Raw genomic sequence first — 19,701 nt, 5'->3', positions numbered from 1 at the left:
GCGCGCGCTACGGTGGGGCGGCCGGATCGGTCGCTCCAGCAGCTTCGGTGGCCCCAGCCGTTCCCACGGCTCTGAACCACACGAATCGGCTGCGGCGCATCCGGTGACTTCAGTGATTCCGGTGGCTTCAGACTTCAGTGGCTTCGGTCGCATCGGCAGCGCGAGTACGAGGGTGGGGGCACGACAGCACCATGGTTCAGGGCACGGTCCAGGTGACGCACGGCGGGTCTTCGCGCTGGCGGCGCCGCTCCGGTGAATATCCGACGCTGGCCGCCGCGCTCGCCGCCGCGGGAGACGGGGACGTGCTGACCGTCGCCCCCGGCACCTACCGGGAGAACCTGGTGCTGCACCACGCCGTCACCCTGCGCGGGCCCGAGGCCGGGCTGGGGTCGGTGCGCATCGCCCCGCTCGACGGGGTCGCCCTGACCGTGCGCGCCTCGGCCGTGGTCCAGGACCTGTACCTGGAGGGCCAGGACCGGGCGGCGCCCGCGCTGCTGGTGGAGGACGGCTGCCCCGAGCTCACCGATCTGCGGGTCAGCACCCACTCGGCCGCCGGCATCGAGGTACGCGGCCCCGGGGCCAGGCCCCTCGTACGGCGGTGCACGGTGGAGAACCCGGCCGGTGTCGGGATCGCCGTACTGGACGGCGGCGGCGGGGTGTTCGAAGAGTGCGAGGTCGTGGCCGCCGGGCAGACCGGCATCTCGGTGCGCGGCGGCGGCCGGCCCCGGCTGGAGCGCTGCCGCGTCCACCACGCCACGGGCGCGGGCATCGCGGTCACCGGCGAGGGCTCGGGCCTGGAGGCGCTGGGCTGCGAGGTGTACGAGGTCAAGGGCACCGGGGTGCAGATCGCGGCGCGCGCGACGGCCCGGCTCACCGACTGCGCGGTGCACCGCACCTCGGCCGACGGGGTCACCCTCGACACCGACGCGGTCCTCACCCTGGCCGGCTGCGACATCCACGACATCCCGGAGAACGCCGTCGACCTCCGGTCCCGTTCGGTGCTCACGCTCAGCCGCACCACGGTCCGCCGCTTCGGCCGCAACGGGCTGTCCGTGTGGGACCCGGGCACCCGGGTGGACGCCGAGGCCTGCGAGATCCACGACAGCACCGGCGACTATCCGGCGGTGTGGATCAGCGACGGCGCCACCGTCGCCCTCGATTCCTGCCGGGTGCACGACGTGCCGGACGCGCTGTTCGTGCTGGACCGGGGCTCGCGCGTCGACGTGGTCGACAGCGACCTGTCCCAGGTGCGCAACACCGCCGTCTCGGTGAGCGACGGGGCGACCGCGCAGCTCGACGACTGCCGGATCCGCGAGGCGGCCACCGGGGCCTGGTTCCGCGACCACGGCAGCGGCGGCACGCTCGCCAACTGCACCATCGACGCCGTGCAGACCGGCGTGATCGTCACCAAGGGCGCCGACCCCGCTCTGGAGCGGTGCACGGTCACCTCCCCCGCCGAGGCCGGGTTCTACGTGTCGGCGGGCGGCCGCGGCACCTTCACCGCCTGCCGGGTGACGGGCAGTTCCAGTTTCGGCTTCCACGTCATAGACGGCGCCCGCACCACGCTGACCCGCTGCCACACCGAGCGCTGTGCCCGCGGGGGCTACGAGTTCGCGGAGGACGGGCCGCTCGCCGAGGAGTGCACGAGCGACGAGTCCGGCCCGCGCCTGGCGGCCCAGTCGGCCTCGGGCGGCGGATTCGCGGGGGCGCAGGCGGGGATCCGTACGGTCACGGCGGCGCAGAGCTCCGTGCCGCAGCCGGCCCAGGCGCCCGCAGCTGTACCGCGGCCCTCGGCGGAGCGGCCGGAGGGCGGCGCGGCGGGGGGCGTGCGGGGTTCCGGCGAGGTGCTGGGCCAGCTCGACGCCCTGGTGGGCCTGGACAGCGTCAAGCGCGAGGTACGCGCGCTCACCGACATGATCGAAGTGGGCCGGCGGCGGCAGCAGGCGGGTCTCAAGGCGGCCTCGGTGCGCCGGCACCTGGTCTTCACCGGCTCCCCCGGCACGGGCAAGACCACGGTCGCCCGGCTGTACGGGGAGATCCTCGCGTCCCTGGGGGTACTTGAGCGCGGTCACCTGGTCGAGGTGTCCCGTGTGGACCTGGTCGGCGAGCACATCGGCTCCACGGCCATCCGCACGCAGGAGGCCTTCGAGCGGGCCCGCGGCGGGGTGCTGTTCATCGACGAGGCGTACGCGCTGGCCCCGGAGGACTCGGGCCGGGACTTCGGGCGCGAGGCGATCGACACGCTGGTGAAGCTGATGGAGGACCACCGGGACGCGGTGGTGGTGATCGTCGCCGGGTACACGGCGGAGATGAACCGCTTCCTGACCGTCAACCCCGGTGTGGCCTCGCGGTTCTCCCGGACCATCACCTTCGGCGACTACGGGCCCGGGGAACTGCTGCGGATCGTGGAGCAACAGGCGGAGGAGCACGAGTACCGGCTCGGGGAGGGCACCTCCGAGGCCCTGCTGACGTACTTCACGGAACTCCCCAGGGGTCCGGCCTTCGGCAACGGCCGCACCGCGCGCCAGACCTTCGAGTCGATGGTGGAGCGGCACGCGGGCCGGGTGGCCCAGCTGTCGGAGCCCAGTACGGACGAGCTCACCCTGCTGTTCCCGGCGGATCTCCCGGCCCTGCCGGCCCTGCCCGCTCCTTGCTGACGCGGGATTGTTGGGCGGGCACTCCCCCTGCTACCGCTGGGCGGGGCCCCCAGCCCCGTGCGGCCTCGTCCAGCCGGGCGAGCAGCGCGCCGCGTTCGGCGGCGAAGGCCGGATCGGCCTGGTAGTCGGAGTGGCCCAGGATCGGCGCGGGCAGCGGGTGGCGGGCGCTGCGTCCGTAGGCGATCGGATCGGCGAGCGGGCCGCGGTCCACCTCCTGCCCCGCGCCGGGAAGCGCCGGGCCGCCGATGGGGTCGGTGGGCCGCCAGAGGTTGCGCCAGCAGTCGACCTCCTGGTGCAGGGCGGCGAGCGGCCCGGGACCGAAGTAGGCGGGGAACCAGCGGCCGTAGAGGCGGCCGAGCGGGGATCCGTACGTGAGCAGGGCGACCCGGCGGCGGGCGGGCGGCGGGAGCTGCCAGACGGCCGCCGCGGCGAGCACGCTGCCCTGGGAGTGGCCGGAGATCACCAGGCGGCCGCCGGTGCGGCCGGTCCAGCCGGCCATCCGCCAGGTCAGGTCGGGGACGGCGCGCTCGGCGTAGCAGGGCGGCGCGAAGGGGTGGGCCGCGCGCGGCCAGAAGGTGCCGACGTCCCACAGGATGCCGATGGTCCGGCGGGCGGAGGGGTCCCGGTAGGCGCGGCGGCCCCAGGTGACGAAGACGGCGATGCCGAGGCCGATGAGCCAGGACCCGGTGTCCTGGGCGGCGCGGGCGGCGCCTTCCAGCAACGGCTGGGTCCCGCGGGCCGCTTCGCCCGGGACCTGTCCGCTGAGCCAGGCTCCGGCGAGGGCGCCCGCGCCGAGCACCAGGGTGACCCCGGAGACGGCCGCCACGAACCAGGGCGCGGAGTCGGTGAGCGCCGCCGCGGTCCGCGCCCCGGCGATCCGGCGGCTGCGGGCCCCGTCCGGCGCCTCCCCCGGGTACTCGGATGCCACGGACCCGGCGAGCCGGGCCCGCGAGCGGGCTCCGCGCACCGCGAACCAGACGGCGAGCAGGGCCAGCACGAGGAGCATCGGCGGTAACACGGCGGCCTGCCAGGACAGCAGCACGGGCGGCCCGGGCAGCGGGGTGCCGGCCATCCCGGGGGTGCCGCCTCCGTCCAGCCAGTCGGCGACGCGCTGGGCGACCCCGCCGGACATCATCCCGCCGAGCGCGCAGCCGAGCATGGCGACGGCGGGCCCGCCGAGGCCGTGCAGGGCGGGCGCCGGATCGGGGGCCCGTCGGTGCAGGGACCGGGCGACGGCGGCGAGGACGAGCACGCAGCAGCCCTGCCCCAGCATCAGCACGCCGAAGGCGAAGTCCCCCGGGAGCCGTCCTGTGGAGGCCCAGCCGGGTCGCGACCAGCAGGCGTGGAGGAGGACGGCGGCGAGCAGGGCGAGGGCGGCGCCGGGCAGCAGGGTGACGGCGGCCCGGTCGAGCCGGTGGTCGGCCCGGACTTCGGAGCGGCCGCGCCGGCAGACGACCCAGGCCACGGTGACGGCACCGGCGGCGAGCAGTGCCTGAAGGGTCCAGCCGAGGGCTTCGAGGGCGGGGGCACCGGCCCGCCGGTCGTAGCGGGCGGTGGGCACGGCGACGGCCACCGCCACGGTGAGCAGCCCGGCGGCGGTGTGTGCGGCGCGCAGCCGGGCCACGATCCGGCGGCCGTACCAGAATCCCGGGCGGCCGAGGGCGGGCGCCGTGTCGGAGGCGGCGTCCGGGTCGGCGGCGGCGTCCGGGTCGGCGGCGGCGTCCGGGTCGGCGGAGCCGGCGGGCGGCGGCTGGGACTCGTAGGCGCTCCAGGTGCGGTTCGACAGGAACCAGAGCAGCCCGGTCAGCGCGGCGGGGACCAGTGCTCCGAGGGCGAGGCGGCGCCCCGGCTGGGCCCACCAGCCGCCTCCGGGGGCGAGGAAGCCGAGCCAGGAGCGGGAGCGGGTGCAGGTGCGGGAGCCCGCGCACTGCCAGGCGAGCAGGTCGAGCGCGACCTCGCAGGCGGCCGCGATCAGCAGCACGGTCAGGCTGAGCGCGAGGATCCGTACGAGGACCCCGTACGTGCGCACCGCGCGCGGGGCGGGGTCGGCGGCTGGCGTGGCGGGCCGGGCCCAGTGGGCGAGGTTGGCCACCATGAAGGGCAGGAGCAGCAGCCACAGGGCGCGGGCGCCGTTGCCGGAGGTCAGCCGGGACCAGCAGTAGGCCTCGGGGACGGGCCGCCCGGCGTACCGCTCGGGGTGCGCTTCGGCGTCGGCGTCCTCGGTGCGGCGGAAGACGGCGGCGGTGGAGTCCCCGGTGACGCGGACGGTGCGCGGGTCGCCGAGCAGCTCGCCGGGGGCGGCGCCGGCGACTCCGTGGACGAGGAGTTCGAGGGCGAGGGGATGGTCGGGCGTGGGACGGTCCGGCACAGCGGCCTCCGCTCGCGGGGCGGGATCGGCGCGACTCCAGCATCCCGCGCGCCGCCTCCCGTGCCCAGGCCCCGCGCCGCGCGAATCCCCCGCGCGGGGTGAAAGCACCGAGACCGGAACCGGTACGGGAACCGGGCCGGGAACCGGGCCGGGAACCGGGCCGCGAATCCGTGCGAGATCGCAGCGGACATCTCGGGGCCGCCCGGCTATGGTGACGGCCACGCAGACCCGAACCTCGTCCCAGGGGGTACCGCCATGGCTCGCCGACTCCGTCCGGTGGGGCTGGACTTCATCGATGACGCGCCGGTCCGGCTGGTCTTCACCACCGAGGCGGCGGCGCCGCCCGAGGCCGTGTACCAGGCGCTCGCCGAGGAAGTGGCGGGCTGGCCGGGCTGGTTCAAGGCGGTGACCCTGGCCCGGCCCACGCACGGCGGCGCGGGCCGCGAGGTCAGGTTGATGGGCGGGGTGCGCTTCCAGGAGACGATCATGGCGGCGGATCCCGAGCAGCGCTACGCGTACCGGGTCGACACGACCAACGCCCCCGGAGTACGGGCCCTGCTGGAGGAGTGGCGGCTGACCCCGGCCGGCTCCGGCACGCACGTCCGCTGGACCTTCGCCGCGGACGGCTCGGCTCCGTTCCGCCTCGGCCTGACGGCCGCCCGCCCGGGCCTGGGCCACTCCTTCCGCACGGCGGTCCGCACGCTGGACGGGCGGCTCACCGCCCGGCGCGCGGCGGATCAGTAGCCGGATCGGCCGCCGTGCCGGTCGCGCGGTGCACTTCGGCCAGCTCTCCGTAGCCGCCGGCACCCCAGACCGCCCTGCGGAACTCCTGCAGGGTCATCGCCGGCCCGGTGCCGAAGTGGACCACCGCACACCGTGCGCAGCACCAGCCGCGGGACCACACCTCCTCGGCGGCGTCGCGGCCGGCCGCGATCCGGACCCGGAACGCCCGTTGGACCCGCACGGTCGACACGATCAGCAGGACCGGCCCCAGCAGGGCGAACGCCGAGATCCAGGCCAGGAACAGGAGCTCACCCTCGGGCTCGGGCGGGGTGGCCCACGTCGCGCCGCCCCAGAGCGTCATCGACCCGTGGTCGCTTCTGCCGCGGGCGCGTCGGCGAACCAGTTCCCGCCCTGCGCGCCGCCGATGAACGTACCGATGGACACCAGGACCAGCAGCACGCCCAGCGCCGTCCGCCCCGCGGTCACCGGCGGCGGCGGGGCGACGGCCAGCGCCTCGGCCAGCCTCGGGACGACCTCGAGGGAGCCGGCGCTCCGGTCGCCGCCGGCGTCCTCCTGGTACCTGGTGTTCCCGCTCACGCAGATGGCGGGGACGGCCCGCACCTCGTCGGAGCGGCGGCAGCTCGGACACTCCAGCTGCGTCGCCCGGGACTCGGCCCGGGGCCGGTCCGGGGCCGGTCCGGCCGGTCAACCGGCCGTGGCCGCCCGCCCGCACCGGTCTGGGCCCGTGTACGCGCGTCCCGTTCCGGTCTGTTGTACTCGATGCCGGCCATGGCTCCCCCGAAGCTCCGCCGTGCTCAAAAGTCCGCACATCGTAGCCAGCCGACTCGGCTGCGCCCAGGGCGTTTTCATCCCCGGACCGTCGCAGTCGCGCCACCCACCGGTCGGGCCGGTCGGGCCTGGCGGGGCGGGCCGCAGGCTCCGGCAACGGGCGGTCAGGCCGACGGCTCGCGCCAGATCCCGGTCGTCAGCAGGGTGTCGATGGTCTTCGTGTACGGGGCGATGTCGAGCCGCTGCGCCGCCAGCCACTCGTCGGAGTAGTACTTGTCCAGGTAGCGGTCGCCCGGGTCGCACAGCAGGGTGACGACGCTGCCGGTACGGCCCTCCGCCACCATCTCCGAGATGATCTTCAGGGCGCTCCACAGGCCGGTGCCGGTCGAACCGCCCGCCTTGCGCCCTATGGCCGTCTCCAGCGCGCGGCAGGCGGCGACGCTCGCCGCGTCCGGGACCTTCATCATGCGGTCTATGGCGCCGGGCACGAAGCTCGGTTCCATCCGCGGCCGGCCGATGCCCTCGATGCGCGAGCCGCAATCGCTGCTCGCGTCCGGGTCGTTGTTGGTCCAGCCGTCGAAGAAGCAGGAGTTCTCCGGGTCCGGGACGCAGATGCGGGTGTCGTGCTGCATGTAGTGCACGTAGCGCGCGATGGTTGCCGACGTGCCGCCGGTACCGGCGGTCGCCACGATCCAGGCGGGCTCGGGGAAACGTTCCAGCTTCAGCTGCTGGTACATCGATTCCGCGATGTTGTTGTTGCCGCGCCAGTCGGTGGCCCGCTCGGCGTACGTGAACTGGTCCATGTAGTGCCCGCCCGTACGGGCGGCGAGCTCCGCCGACGCCTCGTACATCTTCATCGGGTCGTCCACGAAGTGGCATTCGCCGCCGTGGAATTCGATGAGCCGGCACTTCTCCGGGCTGGTCGTGCGCGGCATGACGGCGATGAAGGGCACGCCGATCAGCTTGGCGAAGTACGCCTCGGAGACGGCGGTGGAGCCGGACGAGGCCTCGATCACCGGGCGGCCGGGGCGCACCCAGCCGTTGCAGAGCGCGTACAGGAAGAGCGAGCGCGCGAGGCGGTGCTTGAGGGAGCCCGTCGGGTGGGTGGACTCGTCCTTGAGGTAGAGGTCGATGCCCCACGCCTCGGGGAGCGGGAAGCGCAGGAGGTGGGTGTCCGCGGAGCGGTTGGCATCGGCCTGGACCTTCCGGACGGCCTCCTTCAGCCAGGCGCGGTAGTCCGCGTCGCTGCGGTCGACGTCGACGGTGGTGGCCGTCGTACCGGTGCTGCTGGTGGTGCCGGTGGTACTCATGCGCCGCGCTCCTTCATGGGTGTAATTCGCCCCCTCCTTTCGCAATGTACCTCGCTCACCTGCACAAACGTTCGCTTTGGGTTTCCATGCACATCGCTTTCGATCGCGTTCGGTTGCACTGCGCGGCACCGTGGGTGACCCTGGTGGAGCATTACCGAGGGTGCAGCACCCGTAACACTCATGTCGGGGAGTCGCAGCCGTGATCACACATTCCCGCAGGCACTGCGTCGTCGAACTGCAGGCCATGCCGTCGCGGATCGGCCAAATCCGCAGAATCGTTTCTGCACAACTGCGCCACTGGCAGCTCGACCCGCTCATCGACCGGGCTGCGCTCGGCGTGACGGAACTGCTCACGAACGTCCACCGCCACGCGCAGCCGGACAAGACCTGCACCGTCGAGATCGAACTCCGCCTCGGGCGCCTCACCGTCTCGGTGATCGACAGCGATCCGCGGCTTCCGGTGCTCCACGAGGCGCAGGCCGGCTCGCTGGAGACCTGCGGACGGGGCCTCGCCCTCGTGGCGGCGCTCAGCGAGTCCTGGGGCGCACGGCAGCAGTCCGACGGGCCGGGCAAGGTGGTGTGGTTCTCGCTCACGGCGGCTCCCGCCCAGGCGGCGCCCCCGCAGCCGGTGCGGATCGAGACCAGGCCCGTACGAGAACCCGCGCGGACGGTGCTGGTCTCCGTCGACCCGGGGGCCGTCGGGGCGGGCGTGCCGGTGGCCTCGCCGGTGGCGTCGCCCGTGGCATCGCCGGTCGGCGCCGGGCCCGGGTAGCCCCACCCTGCCCCGGCCCCGCCCCGCCCGCCGAGGCCCCGCGCCCGGAAGGATCCGGAAGCGACGGCCTAGGCCAAGGCTCCCAGCGGGTCGTCGAGCACGGGCTGCCAGGCCAGTTCGGCCGCGCCGACCAGGCTGTTGTGGTCCAGGGTGCACGGCAGGATCGGCACGCCTCCGCTGCGCCCCCACAGGCTGCGGTCGGCGACCACCGCGCGCAGCCGTTCCGGGTCGGCGTGCAGCAGTTCCCGGTGCAGGCCGCCCAGGATGATCCGGTCCGGGTTCAGGATGTTCACCAGGCCGGCGAGGCCGAGCCCGAGCCGGTCGATCAGCTCCTCCGTGGCGGCCCGTACCGCCGGCTCCGCGGGTTCGTCGCGCAGCAGGTCGCGGGCCTGCTGGAGCAGCGAGACCTCGGGGCCGGGGCTGCGGCCCGCCGCGGTGAGGAAGGCCAGCGGGTCCGCCTCCACGTCAAGGCAGCCGCGGCCGCCGCAGTGGCAGGCCCGCCCCTCGGGGTTCACGGTGAGGTGACCGACCTCCAGGGCCAGGCCCGAACTGCCGCTGTGCAGGCGGCCGTCCAGCACCAGCGCCCCGCCGACCCCGCGGTGTCCGGTCGCCACGCACAGCAGGTGCTGCGCGCTGCGCCCCGCGCCGTGCCGGTGCTCCGCCAGTGCCGCGAGGTTGACGTCGTTCCCGGTCAGGGCCGGGCCGTCGATCCCCGCCGCCTTCACGCACTCCGCGAAGACGGCCCGTACGGGAGAACCGGCCGGCCAGGCCAGGTGCAGCGGGTTCAGCGCGGTGCCCTCCGGCTCGGCGACCGCCGAGGGGACGGCCAGCCCCGCGCCGACGCAGCGGCGGCCGCTGTCCGCGAGCAGTTCGGCGCCCGCCTCCACGACCGCGCCGAGCACCTGGGCCGGGTCGGCGGAGACGGTGACCTTGCCGGGGGCGGTGGCCACGATGCGGCCGCCGAGGCCGACCAGGGCCGCCCGGAAGCCGTCCGAGTGCACCTGGGCCGCGAGGGCCACCGGGCCGTCCTCGGCCACGGAGAGGCGGTGCGAGGGGCGGCCCTGGGCGCCGCCGGCCCCGCCGGGGCGGGAGTCGACGCGGATCAGCCCGAGCGCCTCCAGCTCGGCGGCGACGGCTCCGGCGGTGGCACGGGTGACCCCGAGCTCGGCCGTCAGGACCGCGCGGGTCGGGGCGCGGCCGGTGTGCACGAGCTCCAGCGCCGGCCCGAGCGCACCGCGACCGCGTTCCAGCCTGGTCCGCGTGGCGGTCGTGGACGCGGCTGGCGTGGTCACGTCCCCCACCCGCGGCGGGGCCCCGTTGCCGTTCATGACATCGATCCTCGCATGATCGGAGGGTGCCGGACGCCGCCGCTCAGCCCAGCCCGCCGACCCGGAGTGTGATGTTCAGCCGCCCGGTCAGCCCGAGGGGCTGCGGGCCCGTGCCCGGCAGGACCTTCGGCACTCCGTGGTAGGCCAGTCGGCTCGCGCCCCCGAAGACGAAGAGATCCCCGCTGCACAGCTCCACGTCCCGGTACGGACGCCCGCGCGAGGTGGTGTTCCCGAAGCGGAAGACACAGGTGTCGCCGAGGCTGAGCGAGACCACCGGGGCCGCGGACTTCTCCTCGGCGTCGCGGTGCATGCCCATGCGGGAGTCGCCGCCGTAGAAGTTGATCAGCGCGATGTCGTACGCCGCCGCGGGGTCCGGCAGGTCCGTCGCGCTCCCCGGGCCCCCGTACGCGGCGGCCACCGCCTCCCGCCCCAGCTCGGCGAGCCACCCCGGCATCGGCTTGACCGGCGCCCCGTCCCCGTCGACGACGGTGCGGGCGTACCCGTACGGATACCAGTGCAGCCCGAGGCACACCTGCCGGGCGGTCATCACCCCGCCGCCCGGGGTCCGTACGGTGCGCAGGCCGGCCGGCGGACGGGCCCACGCGCGGCAGGCCGCGAGCAACTCGGCCTGCCGCTCGGCCCCGAGCCAGTCGGGCACGTGCACGGCGCCGGGAGCGATCACGGTCCGCTCGCGCGGGAAGAGTTCCCCATCCATGTCCCCCATTGTCGCGGGCGGGCTGATAAGACTCCCGGTATGGAGATCACCGAACTTGTGAAGACGCTCGCACGAGAAGGCGAGCTGCTCGCCGACGTGGCCGAACAGGCCGGTACGGACGCCCCGGTCCCCACCTGTCCGGGCTGGCACGTCACCGATCTGCTGCGCCACACCGGGTCGGTGCACCGCTGGGCGGCCGGGTACGTCGCGGAGCGGCGGCTGGAGCCGGTCGGCTTCCCGGACGCCCCGGAACTGGCCGACGGCGAACTGCTGGCGTGGTTCCGGCAGGGCCACGCGGACCTGGTGCGCACCCTGGCCGAGGCCCCGGCCGACGTGCAGTGCTGGACCTTCCTCCCGACGGCCCCGCCGTCACCGCTGGCGTTCTGGGCGCGGCGGCAGGCCCACGAGACGACCGTGCACCGGATGGACGCGGAGGCCGCGCGGGGTGTGGCGTTCTCCCCGCTGGAACCGGAGTTCGCGGAGGACGGGGTGGACGAGCTGCTGACCGGCTTCCACGCGCGGCCGCGCAGCCGGGTGCGTACGCCGGAGCCCCGGGTGGTACGGGTCCGGGCCGCCGACACGGGCGCGGTGTGGACCGTGCGGCTGTCGCCGGAGCCGGCCCGGACGGTACGGGGTGACACGGGCGAGGCGGCCGACTGCGAACTGACCGGGGAGGCGGCCTGGCTCTACGCGGCCCTGTGGAACCGGCTCCCGCTGGCGGGTCCGGGAGTGACGGGCGACCTGGCGCTGGCCCGGCTGTGGAGCGAGACGGCCGGGATCTGAACCGGGCGGCGGGAGCGGCGCGGCGTAGGCCTCCTTGTGACGGGCAGTGCGCACTGTGACACTGCACGCATGGAGCAACGCACTCAGGCGGACCGTGACGCGATCACGATCGAGATCGCCTACGCCTTCGTCAGCGCCTGCTTCGCGGCCGCCCTCACCTTCGGCGCGGTGTACGGGCCCGCACTGGCGTTCTCGCTGCCCCCCGCAGCCGGCCGCGCCCTGGCGGTGGCCGGAAAAATCGTGGCGGGCGCGGTGTTCCTCCTCCGGATCACCCACATCCTGTGGCGCTTCGCCCGCCGCCCGGAGAACGACGGCCGCTGAACCGCTAGGCCGCCGGGCCCACCGCGGCCCACCAGGCGACCAGCCGGTCGGCCATCGCATCGGTCCGGTGGCCGACGGGGTCCAGACCGAAGTGGTCCTCCAGTTCGTACCAGAGGAACTCACCGATCTCCGCCCGGGTGGCGCCGCGGTGGAGGCGCTGGAACAAGGGGACGAGCATGCAGTCGTATTCGTCCTGCGACAGATCGGCGACGCCGATCGGATCCCACTCGTTGAGCAGGTACCGCAAGTTGTCGAACAGCACCGCCGACGGAGTCCAGGTAGGCATCGGGCCAGACTGCCACCCGACGACGAGCTCCGCCGCCGAATATCTCCGGGCGGCCTGACCGCCGCTCCATGATCTCCGCCGGCTCTAGCCGCCGGTCGTGCCGTCGAGCATCTCGCGCAGGATGTCCAGGTGGCCGTTGTGGCGGGCTGTCTCCTCGGTGAGGTGGAGGAGGATCCAGCGCAGGTCGACGTGGAGGCGCTCGCGGACGGCTCGCTTGGCCCGGACGTCCAGGCCGTTCCCGGCGACCAGTTCGCGGTAGCGGGCGCTCTGTTCGGCGTATTCGTCGAGCAGCTGCGTGAGCGGGAAGTCGACGGCGATACGCATCTCGCGGTCGGGGTCCTCCTCGGTCCAGGGGCCCCGGTCTTCCTCGCCGAGGAAGACCACCTGGAACCAGTAGTACTCGACCCAGCGGAGGTGGTTGATCACTCCGCTCATGGTCATCAGCGGTGAGCCCGGCAGGAGCGCCTTGCGGGCGTTCTCTGCGGAGACGCCGTCGCACTTGGCGCGGGCGGTGTCACGTGTGTAGTCGAGAAACGTGGTGAGCTGGGTGCGCTCGTCCCACGCGGGCGGCGTGTCGTCGATTCTTGTCATCGCCCGAAGCGTCCCCGAACACCGGGACCGATGTCCAGGTATGTGGCGACGGGCTCAACCTGCTCCACCCAGCTCCATGTCCGGCGGGTCGCTCAAGCGATTCAGCGCCGGCGGGCCGGCCGGCATGATCCGCCGGATGGGCCTAGCCGAGGGTGGCCGCGTAGGTGGTCTGGGCGCGGTACTTCCATGTCGGGCCCGCGTTCCAGGGGTTGGGCATGACCGTGCTGGTCGCGTACGCGTAGCCCGCGCCGCGGTCGAAGGCCGTGCTCAGGGTGGCGCGCATCGCCCCGGCGTCCGGGACGTCGTGGACCAGGTGCCAGAACGCCGTGCCGCTCGAGTCGAGTTCGGCGCCGGAACGGTAGCCGGAGAGGGGGTCGAAGACGTTGCCGCCGAGCCAGCCGGAGCCGGTGTACGCGGCGTACGTGTCCTCGAACGTGACGAAGATGTCCGCGGTGCGGCGGGCCGGCTCCAGGTAGCAGTCGGCTATGGCGGTGCCGGGGTTGTTGACGACGAGGTCGGGGGCGGCCGGGTCGGCTGCGTTCATCGTGTCCTGGACGTAGCGGCGCAGTTCCGCGTAGTGGTCGCGGGTGGCGTTGGCCGGGCCGCAGTCGCGGCTGACCACGTCGAAGAAGATGCCGTCGACGTGGAGGCGGCCGTCGGGGGTCTTGAGGTAGTTGTCGACGGAGGCCTTGACGTCGGCGATGTCGCGGCTGCCGTGGTCGGTGTGGACGTAGCCGAGCACCTTGGTCTTCTCGCCGGTGGAGGTGGTGCGTTTGCGCAGCGCGTCGGCGCGGGCCCGCCAGGGGGCGTCGAACGGGGAGTCGCCGTTGCCCGGGTTCAGGACGACCACGGAGGCGGCCGGACCGGTGGCGGTGAGGTCGGTCAGCATGCGGTCGTTCGCCCAGACGTACGCGGGGACGCCGATCTCCAGACCCCGCACGCCGGGCATCCGGGGCATGGGGGGCGGGGTGGGCGTCGGGGCGGCGGCTGCGGGCGCGTCGCGCGCCGACGCGGTGACGGCCGGTGCCGGCGCGGCCAGTAAGAGGACGGCCAGGGCGGCGTACAAGGCCTTTACGGCGCGAGGCATGAACGTTCCTCCGGCGGCGGCAGGGGGGCGACCCGAGGAACACTAGACGGGCGGCCCATCGTTCAAGGCTGAACCGCCCGCATTGGTATGAGGAACAGAAGAGCGAGCCATCGCCTCATCATGTGAATCTCCGGCAGAGACCCCCCGCTGCCGGCCCTCCCGTCATACGGCGGGCAGGCCTACGCCGTGCGCCAGTTGGGCGGCGGCGTGCGCGAAGAAGGCGGCGCGGTCCTCGACGACGCGGTTGAACTGGCCGAACAGTTCGAAGGAGACGAGCCCGACCAGTTGCGCCCAGGCGGCGACCAGGGCGGCCGTGACCTGCGGGGGCAGGCCGTCGGCGAAGTCGGCGGTCATCCGGTCGGCCTCGGGACGCAGGGCCGGCGGCAGCGGCGGGAGGGCGAGACCGCGGCCCTCGTAGGCGGCGCGGAGGATGCCGATGAAGGAGTTGCCGACCCGGGAGGCGGGGCCGATGGTGTCCACGGGGGCGCTGTAGCCGGGCACCGGCGAACCGTAGATGAGGGCGTACTCGTGCGGGTGCTCCAAGGCCCAGGCGCGGACGGCCTCGCAGACCGCGATCCAGCGGGTGCGGGGCGGGGACCCGGCGGCGAGGGCGCGGGCGTCGGCCTCCTCGGCGGCGGCGCCGATGCTGTCGTACGCATCGATGATCAGCGCGGTGAGCAGCTCGTCGCGGCTGGGGAAGTAGCGGTAGAGGGCGGAGGAGACCATGCCCAGCTCGCGGGCCACGGCGCGCAGGGAGAGTTTTGCGGCGCCCTCGGCCGCGAGCATGCGGCGCGCCTCGTCCTTGATGGCGGCGGTGACCTCGATGCGGGCTCGTTCCCTGGCCCCTCGCACGGTGTTCATGCGGGTCAGTGTGCCACGCATCTGGAGCACCGCCCAGAAAGCGGACTCCTGCTCCATTTCGAGAGCACTGCTCTTGCTTTGGTGCATCGATCCGTGCACACTGCTCTCAAGCGAGAGCAGTGCTCTCTCAGTGGAAAACGGCCCCGGAGGTCACCATGAACGCGAAGCCCAACCCGTACTACGTCCAGGCCGGCCCGCTCGCCACCCGCTTCAACTCGTTCTTCGGCAAGCTGGCCCGCTTCGGCATCAGCCTGGCCGGCAGTGCGGAGATGTCGGTGCGCGGGCGCAAGTCCGGCAAGATGCAGCGGATCCCGGTCAACCCGCACACGTACGAGGGCGCCCAGTACCTGGTCTCGGCCCGCGGCCACTCCCAGTGGGTCCGCAACATGCGGGTCGCGGGCGGAGGCGAGCTGCGCGTGGGGCGCAAGGTGCGGACGTTCACCGCCACCGAGCTGACCGACCCGGTCCAGCAGGCCGCCGTCCTGCGCACCTACCTGGAGAAGTGGGGCTGGGAGGTCGACCGGTTCTTCCAGGGCGTCTCTGCGAAGTCCTCCGACGCGGAGATCCAGGCAGCCGCCGCCGACCACCCGGTCTTCCGGATCACGGTGTCGAACTGACCCCGCGGACTCGCCTCGGCGACCGTCACGACACCCGCGACGGCCGCGAGACCGCTCAGCCGAACGGCCTGCGCAGCCGCTCGACCAGCCGTTCCCACAGGTGGTGCCGCCACAGCCAGAGCGGCAGCCCCCGGTGCGGCACGAAGGACCACAGGTCGTCGTCGGCCTCGTTGCCGCAGGGGCAGCGGCGCAGCAGGTCCAGACAGCGCCGGTCCACCGTGCGGTGGAGCCGCGCCACATGGGCCAGGGCCACCACTCCCTGCCGGCGGACCTCCCGGTCCGCCGACTCCAGCGCCCTGGCGACCACGGGCAGCACGGCCGCGGGGTCGGGGTGGTTGAGGGCCAGCGCGATCACCGCCACACCGACGGACCGCTCGCCTCTTTCGAAGGCGGCGAGGACCTGCTCGGGCCGCTCCACCTCGTTCAGGTTCAGACCGCCCCACCAGTCCGGGCCGCCCGCACCCCCAGCGCTCTGAGCACCACCCGCGCCCACGCCCGCGCCCCGGCCCACCGCCCCCTTCCTAGGCCGTCTCTTTCGGATCTCGCCTGACCCGCGCCGCTCCCCCAGCTACCACTGGGAGGTACCCCCAGGCACCGCACCTCGCCGCGTTGTCGGGGCACCCAAGTACGTCCAGTACTCGGGCGCCCCTCCGCCTTGCGATGCACGGCACCAGACGACGCGGGCTTGACCGACAAGATCCAAAAGAGACGACTTAGCCCTGCCCGCCCCTCCGGGCCGCCGCCGCCTGCCTGGCGTCCAGCATGTGCAGCGCCTTGCGGGCCAGCGGGACCGTACGCACCAGGTCGGCCAGGGTCGTCGAGCCCCGCGTGATGCGGGCGAAGGCCCGCCACGCCGGACGGAAGCCGGTGAGCGCCGCGTGCAGCATCCGCGGCCGGGCCTCGAAGACGGTCAGCATCCGCTTGCCGACGCCCATCTCGACGCCCAGCCCGGCCTTCACCGCGAAGGCGTAGTTGAGGGCCTGTCGGCGCGCGTCCACAGCGTCCTGCGCCTCGGAGATCTTCACCGCCCACTCCCCCGCCAGCCGCCCCGAACGCAGCGCGAAGGAGATGCCCTCCCGGGTCCACGGCTCCAGCAGTCCGGCCGCGTCGCCCGCCACCAGGACCCGGCCGCGCGAGAGCGGCGAATCGGGCTTGCGGCAGCGGGTCAGGTGCCCGGAGGAGACGGCCGGTTCGAAGCCGGCGAGACCGAGCCGGGCGATGAAGTCGTCCAGGTAGCGCTTGGTCGCGGCGCCCTCGCCCTTGGCCGAGATGACCCCGACGGTGAGGTTCTCGCCCTTGGGGAAGACCCAGCCGTAACTGCCGGGCAGCGGGCCCCAGTCGATCAGCACCCGTCCCTTCCAGTCCTCCGCGACCGTCGCGGGTACGGGGATCTCCGCCTCCAGGCCGAGGTCCACCTGGTCCATCTCGACGCCGACGTGCGCGCCGATCCGGCTCGCGCTGCCGTCCGCGCCGACCACCGCGCGGGCCAGGACGGTCTCCCCGTCGGCGAGCACCACGGCGACGGTGCGCCGGTCGGGCACGGCCGTGCCGTGCTGTTCGACGCGGGCCACGGCCGTGCCCGTACGGACGGTGGCGCCGGCCTTCTCGGCGGCGGCGACCAGGCCGGCGTCGAACTCCGCCCGGTTGATGAGCCCGAACAGCATCTGCTTCGAGCGCCGGGTGCGGGTCAGCTTCCCGTCCATCGAAAAGGTGACCGCGTGGATGCGGTCCTTGAAGGGCAGTACGAAGCCCGGGGGCAGGGCGTCGCGCGAAGGGCCGATGATGCCGCCGCCGCAGGTCTTGTAGCGCGGCAGTTCGGCCTTCTCCAGCAGCAGGACGCGCCGGCCGGCCGTCGCCGCCGCGTACGCCGCAGAGGATCCGGCCGGTCCGGCCCCGACCACGACCACGTCCCACACTTCGCCGGTCCCGCCGCTCCCCCCGGTCTCCTCGTCGGCCGCCTCGTCGGCCGCCTCGTCGGCCGCCGCCCGGACGGCCTGCCCCACGTCCACGCCTGCGTCTGCGCCCTCGCCCGGGCCCGGGCCTGCGTCTGCGCCCACGCCCGCGTCCTCGCCTGCGCCCGCCCCTGCGTCGCGTACGTCGTCGTCGCTGCTCACGATGTGTTGCCGCTCCTGATCACCCGGTTGCTCCGATGCCGGGGAAATCCTACGGCGAGACGACGCCCCGCCCCGCTGTGCGAGGATCGGGACTGTCTATTTCGCCGTACCCGGCATACGCACACCCCGCGGATGCGGGCGGCGTACACGGAGAACAACGTCGCACCCAAAAGGAGCGTGCCCATGTCCCAGAATCCGATCGCCGAGACCATCGCCTCGCTGATGCCCCGCGCCAAGCGGGAGCTGACCGAGCTGGTGGCCTTCCAGTCGGTGGCGGACTGGGCGCAGTTCCCCAAGAGCGAGAGCGAGGCCGCCGCGAACTGGGTGGCCGACGCCCTGCGCGTCGAGGGTTTCCAGGACGTGGCGCTGCTCGACACCCCGGACGGCACCCAGTCCGTGTACGGCTTCCTGCCCGGCCCCGAGGGCGCGCCGACCGTTCTGCTGTACGCGCACTACGACGTCCAGCCGCCGCTGGACGACGCGGCCTGGATCTCCCCCGCCTTCGAGCTGACCGAGCGCGACGGCCGCTGGTACGGGCGCGGTTCGGCCGACTGCAAGGGCGGGTTCATCATGCACCTGCTGGCGCTGCGCGCGCTGAAGGCCAACGGCGGTGTCCCGGTGGCCGTGAAGATGATCGTCGAGGGCTCCGAGGAGCAGGGCACCGGTGGCCTCCAGCAGTACGCCGAGGCGCACCCGGAGCTGCTGACCGCCGACACCATCGTCATCGGTGACGCGGGCAACTTCCGCCTCGGCCTCCCGACGGTGACGGCCACGCTGCGCGGCATGTGCCTGCTCAAGGTGAAGATCGACACGCTGGGCGGCAACCTGCACTCCGGCATGTTCGGCGGCGCCGCCCCGGACGCGCTGGCCGCGCTGATCCGCGTACTCGACTCGCTGCGCGCCGCGGACGGTTCGACGACGGTGGACGGGCTCGCCTCGGACGAGGTGTGGGACGGCCTGCAGTACCCGGAGGCGGACTTCCGTGCCGACGCGAAGGTCCTCGACGGGGTCGAGCTGATCGGCGAGGGCACGGTCGCGGACCGGCTGTGGGCCCGCCCGGCCGTGACGGTGCTCGGCATCGACTGCCCGCCGGTGGTCGGCGCGACGCCCTCGGTGCACGCGAGCGCCGGCGCGCTGATCAGCCTGCGCGTGCCGCCGGGCGTGGACACCGCCGAGGCCGTCAAGCTGCTGCAGGCCCACCTGGAGGCGCACACTCCGTGGAAGGCGCGCCTCGAACTCGAGGTGGTCGGCCAGGGCCAGCCGTTCCAGGCGGACACCGACAGCCCGGCGTACGCGTCGATGCGGTCGGCGCTGGAGGCCGCGTACCCGGGCCAGGAGATGCAGATCAGCGGCATGGGCGGGTCGATCCCGCTGTGCAACACGCTGACGTCCCTGTACCCGCAGGCGGAGATGCTGCTGATCGGGCTGAGCGAGCCCGAGGCGCAGATCCACGCGGTCAACGAGAGCGTGTCGCCGCAGGAGCTGGAGCGCCTGTCGGTGGCGGAGGCCCTCTTCCTCGTCAACTACGCGGAGTCCAAGCGCGCCTGACCCCCGTACGGGGTGCGTGTACGCCCAGGGCGCAGTGCGCCCTGGGCGTACTCCGCTCCCGGCGAAGTCGCCTGTGCGAGCGGGCCGGCCGTACCTACGGTCGACGCATGGATCTTGTAGAAGTGCTTCCGGACCGGCTCCACATGCTCCGCTTCCCCATCGGCCAGGCGTACCTCTGGCAGGACGGTGAAGCCCTCACCCTGGTCGACGCAGGCAACAGCGAGTCCGTCGCGGAGATCGAGGGGGCGATACGTTCCCTCGGGTTGCTGCCCGAGCGGCTGGAGCGGATCGTCCTCACCCACTGCCACGGCGACCACATCGGAGCGGCCGGTGAGCTCGCCGCCCGCTGGGGCGCGCAGGTGCTCGCGCACCGCCTGGACGCGCCGGTGATCCGGGGAGAGCGGCCCGTTCCCGAACCGGTGCTGCTCGACTGGGAGATCCCGCTGTACGCGCACGCCCTGACCGCCGTCCCCGAGGCCCCGCCCACCCCGGTCGACCGGGAGCTGGAGGACGGGGACGCGCTGGGCTTCGGGGACGGGGCCTACGTCGTCCACGCGCCGGGCCACACGGACGGCAGCATCGGGATCCACCTCCCGCGCCACGGCGTGCTGTTCGCCGGCGACTGCATCGCCGCCGTCGGCCCGCTGATGCTGGGCGTCTTCAACGTGGACCGGGGCCGGGCGATCGACTCCTTCCACCGCCTGGCGGGGCTCTCCCCGTCGATCGCCTGCTTCGGCCACGGCGATCCCCTGACGGCGGACACGGCGGCCGCGCTGGTCAAGGTGGCCGCCGGAACCCCCGCCTGACGGCTCGCCTTCCCGTCCTCGGGCG

At 73.8% G+C, this 19,701-nt stretch carries 20 protein-coding genes; 8 read left to right on the top strand and 12 right to left on the bottom strand.

All coding sequences use genetic code 11. From position 1 onward, the window contains the following. Positions 1–191 precede the first annotated feature (191 nt). Positions 192–2,657, top strand: coding sequence for a right-handed parallel beta-helix repeat-containing protein (locus RIU97_RS35270; protein ID WP_404961556.1), 2,466 nt, complete (start codon positions 192–194; stop codon positions 2,655–2,657). Here RIU97_RS35270 and RIU97_RS35265 read toward each other — a convergent pair. Continuing rightward, positions 2,599–5,025 (bottom strand): hypothetical protein, encoded by a 2,427-nt coding sequence (locus RIU97_RS35265; RefSeq protein WP_404961555.1) that lies wholly within the window; start codon positions 5,023–5,025, stop codon positions 2,599–2,601. The two genes, RIU97_RS35270 and RIU97_RS35265, sit on opposite strands and share 59 nt — an antisense overlap. 255 nt (positions 5,026–5,280) lie before the next feature. On the opposite strand from RIU97_RS35265, the gene RIU97_RS35260 reads away from it, so the two are divergent. Then, entirely contained in the window at positions 5,281–5,769 is a 489-nt protein-coding gene (locus RIU97_RS35260) for an SRPBCC family protein (RefSeq protein ID WP_404961554.1), read from the top strand. On the opposite strand, the gene RIU97_RS35255 is transcribed toward RIU97_RS35260, so the two are convergent. The 3 genes from RIU97_RS35255 to RIU97_RS35245 all read right to left on the bottom strand — a co-directional run bounded on the left by RIU97_RS35255 (position 5,741) and on the right by RIU97_RS35245 (position 7,847). Further along, positions 5,741–6,109 (bottom strand): hypothetical protein, encoded by a 369-nt coding sequence (locus RIU97_RS35255; RefSeq protein ID WP_404961553.1) that lies wholly within the window; start codon positions 6,107–6,109, stop codon positions 5,741–5,743. The two genes, RIU97_RS35260 and RIU97_RS35255, sit on opposite strands and share 29 nt — an antisense overlap. Next, the gene (locus RIU97_RS35250; RefSeq protein ID WP_404961552.1) at positions 6,106–6,345 is read right to left on the bottom strand and encodes a hypothetical protein; all 240 of its coding nucleotides are present in this window, start codon (positions 6,343–6,345) and stop codon (positions 6,106–6,108) included. The genes RIU97_RS35255 and RIU97_RS35250 overlap by 4 nt, the downstream gene beginning before the upstream one ends. 356 nt (positions 6,346–6,701) lie before the next feature. Next, positions 6,702–7,847, bottom strand: a complete 1,146-nt coding sequence (locus tag RIU97_RS35245) for a PLP-dependent cysteine synthase family protein (protein WP_404961551.1) — start codon at positions 7,845–7,847, stop codon at positions 6,702–6,704. A 199-nt stretch (positions 7,848–8,046) separates the two neighbouring features. Between RIU97_RS35245 and RIU97_RS35240 the strand changes: the two genes are divergently transcribed. Then, a complete protein-coding gene (locus RIU97_RS35240; RefSeq protein ID WP_404961550.1) occupies positions 8,047–8,619 on the top strand; it encodes an ATP-binding protein in 573 nt (190 codons plus the stop codon). Positions 8,620–8,687: 68 nt separating this feature from the next. Here RIU97_RS35240 and RIU97_RS35235 read toward each other — a convergent pair whose 3' ends face one another. Then, a complete protein-coding gene (locus tag RIU97_RS35235) occupies positions 8,688–9,947 on the bottom strand; it encodes an ROK family protein (protein ID WP_404961549.1) in 1,260 nt (419 codons plus the stop codon). A gap of 43 nt (positions 9,948–9,990) precedes the next feature. Continuing rightward, positions 9,991–10,662, bottom strand: a complete 672-nt coding sequence (locus RIU97_RS35230) for an alpha-ketoglutarate-dependent dioxygenase AlkB family protein (RefSeq protein ID WP_404961548.1) — start codon at positions 10,660–10,662, stop codon at positions 9,991–9,993. Between the two features lie 39 nt (positions 10,663–10,701). Between RIU97_RS35230 and RIU97_RS35225 the strand changes: the two genes are divergently transcribed. Then, the gene (locus RIU97_RS35225) at positions 10,702–11,445 is read left to right on the top strand and encodes a maleylpyruvate isomerase family mycothiol-dependent enzyme (protein WP_404961547.1); all 744 of its coding nucleotides are present in this window, start codon (positions 10,702–10,704) and stop codon (positions 11,443–11,445) included. 69 nt (positions 11,446–11,514) lie between these two features. Continuing rightward, positions 11,515–11,766 carry a DUF6332 family protein gene (locus RIU97_RS35220; RefSeq protein WP_404961546.1) on the top strand — a complete coding sequence of 84 codons (252 nt, stop codon included), beginning with the start codon at positions 11,515–11,517 and terminating at the stop codon, positions 11,764–11,766. A gap of 4 nt (positions 11,767–11,770) precedes the next feature. On the opposite strand, the gene RIU97_RS35215 is transcribed toward RIU97_RS35220, so the two are convergent. The 4 genes from RIU97_RS35215 to RIU97_RS35200 all read right to left on the bottom strand — a co-directional run bounded on the left by RIU97_RS35215 (position 11,771) and on the right by RIU97_RS35200 (position 14,591). Further along, positions 11,771–12,052, bottom strand: coding sequence for a hypothetical protein (locus tag RIU97_RS35215; RefSeq protein WP_404961545.1), 282 nt, complete (start codon positions 12,050–12,052; stop codon positions 11,771–11,773). Between the two features lie 84 nt (positions 12,053–12,136). After that, positions 12,137–12,643 carry a DinB family protein gene (locus RIU97_RS35210; RefSeq protein WP_404961544.1) on the bottom strand — a complete coding sequence of 169 codons (507 nt, stop codon included), beginning with the start codon at positions 12,641–12,643 and terminating at the stop codon, positions 12,137–12,139. Between the two features lie 142 nt (positions 12,644–12,785). Then, on the bottom strand, positions 12,786–13,730 hold the full coding sequence (locus RIU97_RS35205; protein ID WP_404961543.1) for a spherulation-specific family 4 protein: 945 nt from the start codon (positions 13,728–13,730) through the stop codon (positions 12,786–12,788). A gap of 162 nt (positions 13,731–13,892) precedes the next feature. After that, positions 13,893–14,591: a TetR/AcrR family transcriptional regulator gene (locus RIU97_RS35200; protein WP_404961542.1), complete on the bottom strand. Its 699-nt coding sequence runs from the start codon at positions 14,589–14,591 to the stop codon at positions 13,893–13,895. Positions 14,592–14,746: 155 nt separating this feature from the next. Between RIU97_RS35200 and RIU97_RS35195 the strand changes: the two genes are divergently transcribed. After that, positions 14,747–15,208 (top strand): nitroreductase/quinone reductase family protein, encoded by a 462-nt coding sequence (locus RIU97_RS35195; RefSeq protein ID WP_404961541.1) that lies wholly within the window; start codon positions 14,747–14,749, stop codon positions 15,206–15,208. Positions 15,209–15,263: 55 nt separating this feature from the next. On the opposite strand, the gene RIU97_RS35190 is transcribed toward RIU97_RS35195, so the two are convergent. Together RIU97_RS35190 and RIU97_RS35185 are read right to left on the bottom strand one after the other, a co-directional pair. Continuing rightward, positions 15,264–15,719 (bottom strand): hypothetical protein, encoded by a 456-nt coding sequence (locus RIU97_RS35190; protein WP_404961540.1) that lies wholly within the window; start codon positions 15,717–15,719, stop codon positions 15,264–15,266. Between the two features lie 202 nt (positions 15,720–15,921). Further along, positions 15,922–17,124, bottom strand: a complete 1,203-nt coding sequence (locus RIU97_RS35185) for a geranylgeranyl reductase family protein (RefSeq protein ID WP_404963053.1) — start codon at positions 17,122–17,124, stop codon at positions 15,922–15,924. Positions 17,125–17,505: 381 nt separating this feature from the next. On the opposite strand from RIU97_RS35185, the gene RIU97_RS35180 reads away from it, so the two are divergent. Together RIU97_RS35180 and RIU97_RS35175 are read left to right on the top strand one after the other, a co-directional pair. Then, positions 17,506–18,870: a dipeptidase gene (locus RIU97_RS35180; protein WP_404961539.1), complete on the top strand. Its 1,365-nt coding sequence runs from the start codon at positions 17,506–17,508 to the stop codon at positions 18,868–18,870. Between the two features lie 107 nt (positions 18,871–18,977). Then, a complete protein-coding gene (locus RIU97_RS35175; RefSeq protein ID WP_404961538.1) occupies positions 18,978–19,676 on the top strand; it encodes an MBL fold metallo-hydrolase in 699 nt (232 codons plus the stop codon). Positions 19,677–19,701: the final 25 nt, after the last annotated feature.

The organism is Streptomyces sp. 147326 (assembly GCF_045000215.1).
GTDB lineage: Bacteria > Actinomycetota > Actinomycetes > Streptomycetales > Streptomycetaceae > Streptomyces.
This window is presented reverse-complemented; position numbering and strand designations above follow the sequence as displayed.

Bases quoted from the DNA above. Each gene is read 5' to 3' on its own strand.
- RIU97_RS35270 (WP_404961556.1), top strand. From the start codon at position 192: ATGGTTCAGGGCACGGTCCAGGTGACGCACGGCGGGTCTTCGCGCTGG.
- RIU97_RS35260 (WP_404961554.1), top strand. From the start codon at position 5,281: ATGGCTCGCCGACTCCGTCCGGTGGGGCTGGACTTCATCGATGACGCG.
- RIU97_RS35255 (WP_404961553.1), bottom strand. From the start codon at position 6,109: ATGACGCTCTGGGGCGGCGCGACGTGGGCCACCCCGCCCGAGCCCGAG.
- RIU97_RS35245 (WP_404961551.1), bottom strand. From the start codon at position 7,847: ATGAGTACCACCGGCACCACCAGCAGCACCGGTACGACGGCCACCACC.
- RIU97_RS35235 (WP_404961549.1), bottom strand. From the start codon at position 9,947: ATGAACGGCAACGGGGCCCCGCCGCGGGTGGGGGACGTGACCACGCCA.
- RIU97_RS35230 (WP_404961548.1), bottom strand. From the start codon at position 10,662: ATGGATGGGGAACTCTTCCCGCGCGAGCGGACCGTGATCGCTCCCGGC.
- RIU97_RS35225 (WP_404961547.1), top strand. From the start codon at position 10,702: ATGGAGATCACCGAACTTGTGAAGACGCTCGCACGAGAAGGCGAGCTG.
- RIU97_RS35220 (WP_404961546.1), top strand. From the start codon at position 11,515: ATGGAGCAACGCACTCAGGCGGACCGTGACGCGATCACGATCGAGATC.
- RIU97_RS35215 (WP_404961545.1), bottom strand. From the start codon at position 12,052: ATGCCTACCTGGACTCCGTCGGCGGTGCTGTTCGACAACTTGCGGTAC.
- RIU97_RS35210 (WP_404961544.1), bottom strand. From the start codon at position 12,643: ATGACAAGAATCGACGACACGCCGCCCGCGTGGGACGAGCGCACCCAG.
- RIU97_RS35205 (WP_404961543.1), bottom strand. From the start codon at position 13,730: ATGCCTCGCGCCGTAAAGGCCTTGTACGCCGCCCTGGCCGTCCTCTTA.
- RIU97_RS35200 (WP_404961542.1), bottom strand. From the start codon at position 14,591: ATGAACACCGTGCGAGGGGCCAGGGAACGAGCCCGCATCGAGGTCACC.
- RIU97_RS35195 (WP_404961541.1), top strand. From the start codon at position 14,747: ATGAACGCGAAGCCCAACCCGTACTACGTCCAGGCCGGCCCGCTCGCC.
- RIU97_RS35180 (WP_404961539.1), top strand. From the start codon at position 17,506: ATGTCCCAGAATCCGATCGCCGAGACCATCGCCTCGCTGATGCCCCGC.
- RIU97_RS35175 (WP_404961538.1), top strand. From the start codon at position 18,978: ATGGATCTTGTAGAAGTGCTTCCGGACCGGCTCCACATGCTCCGCTTC.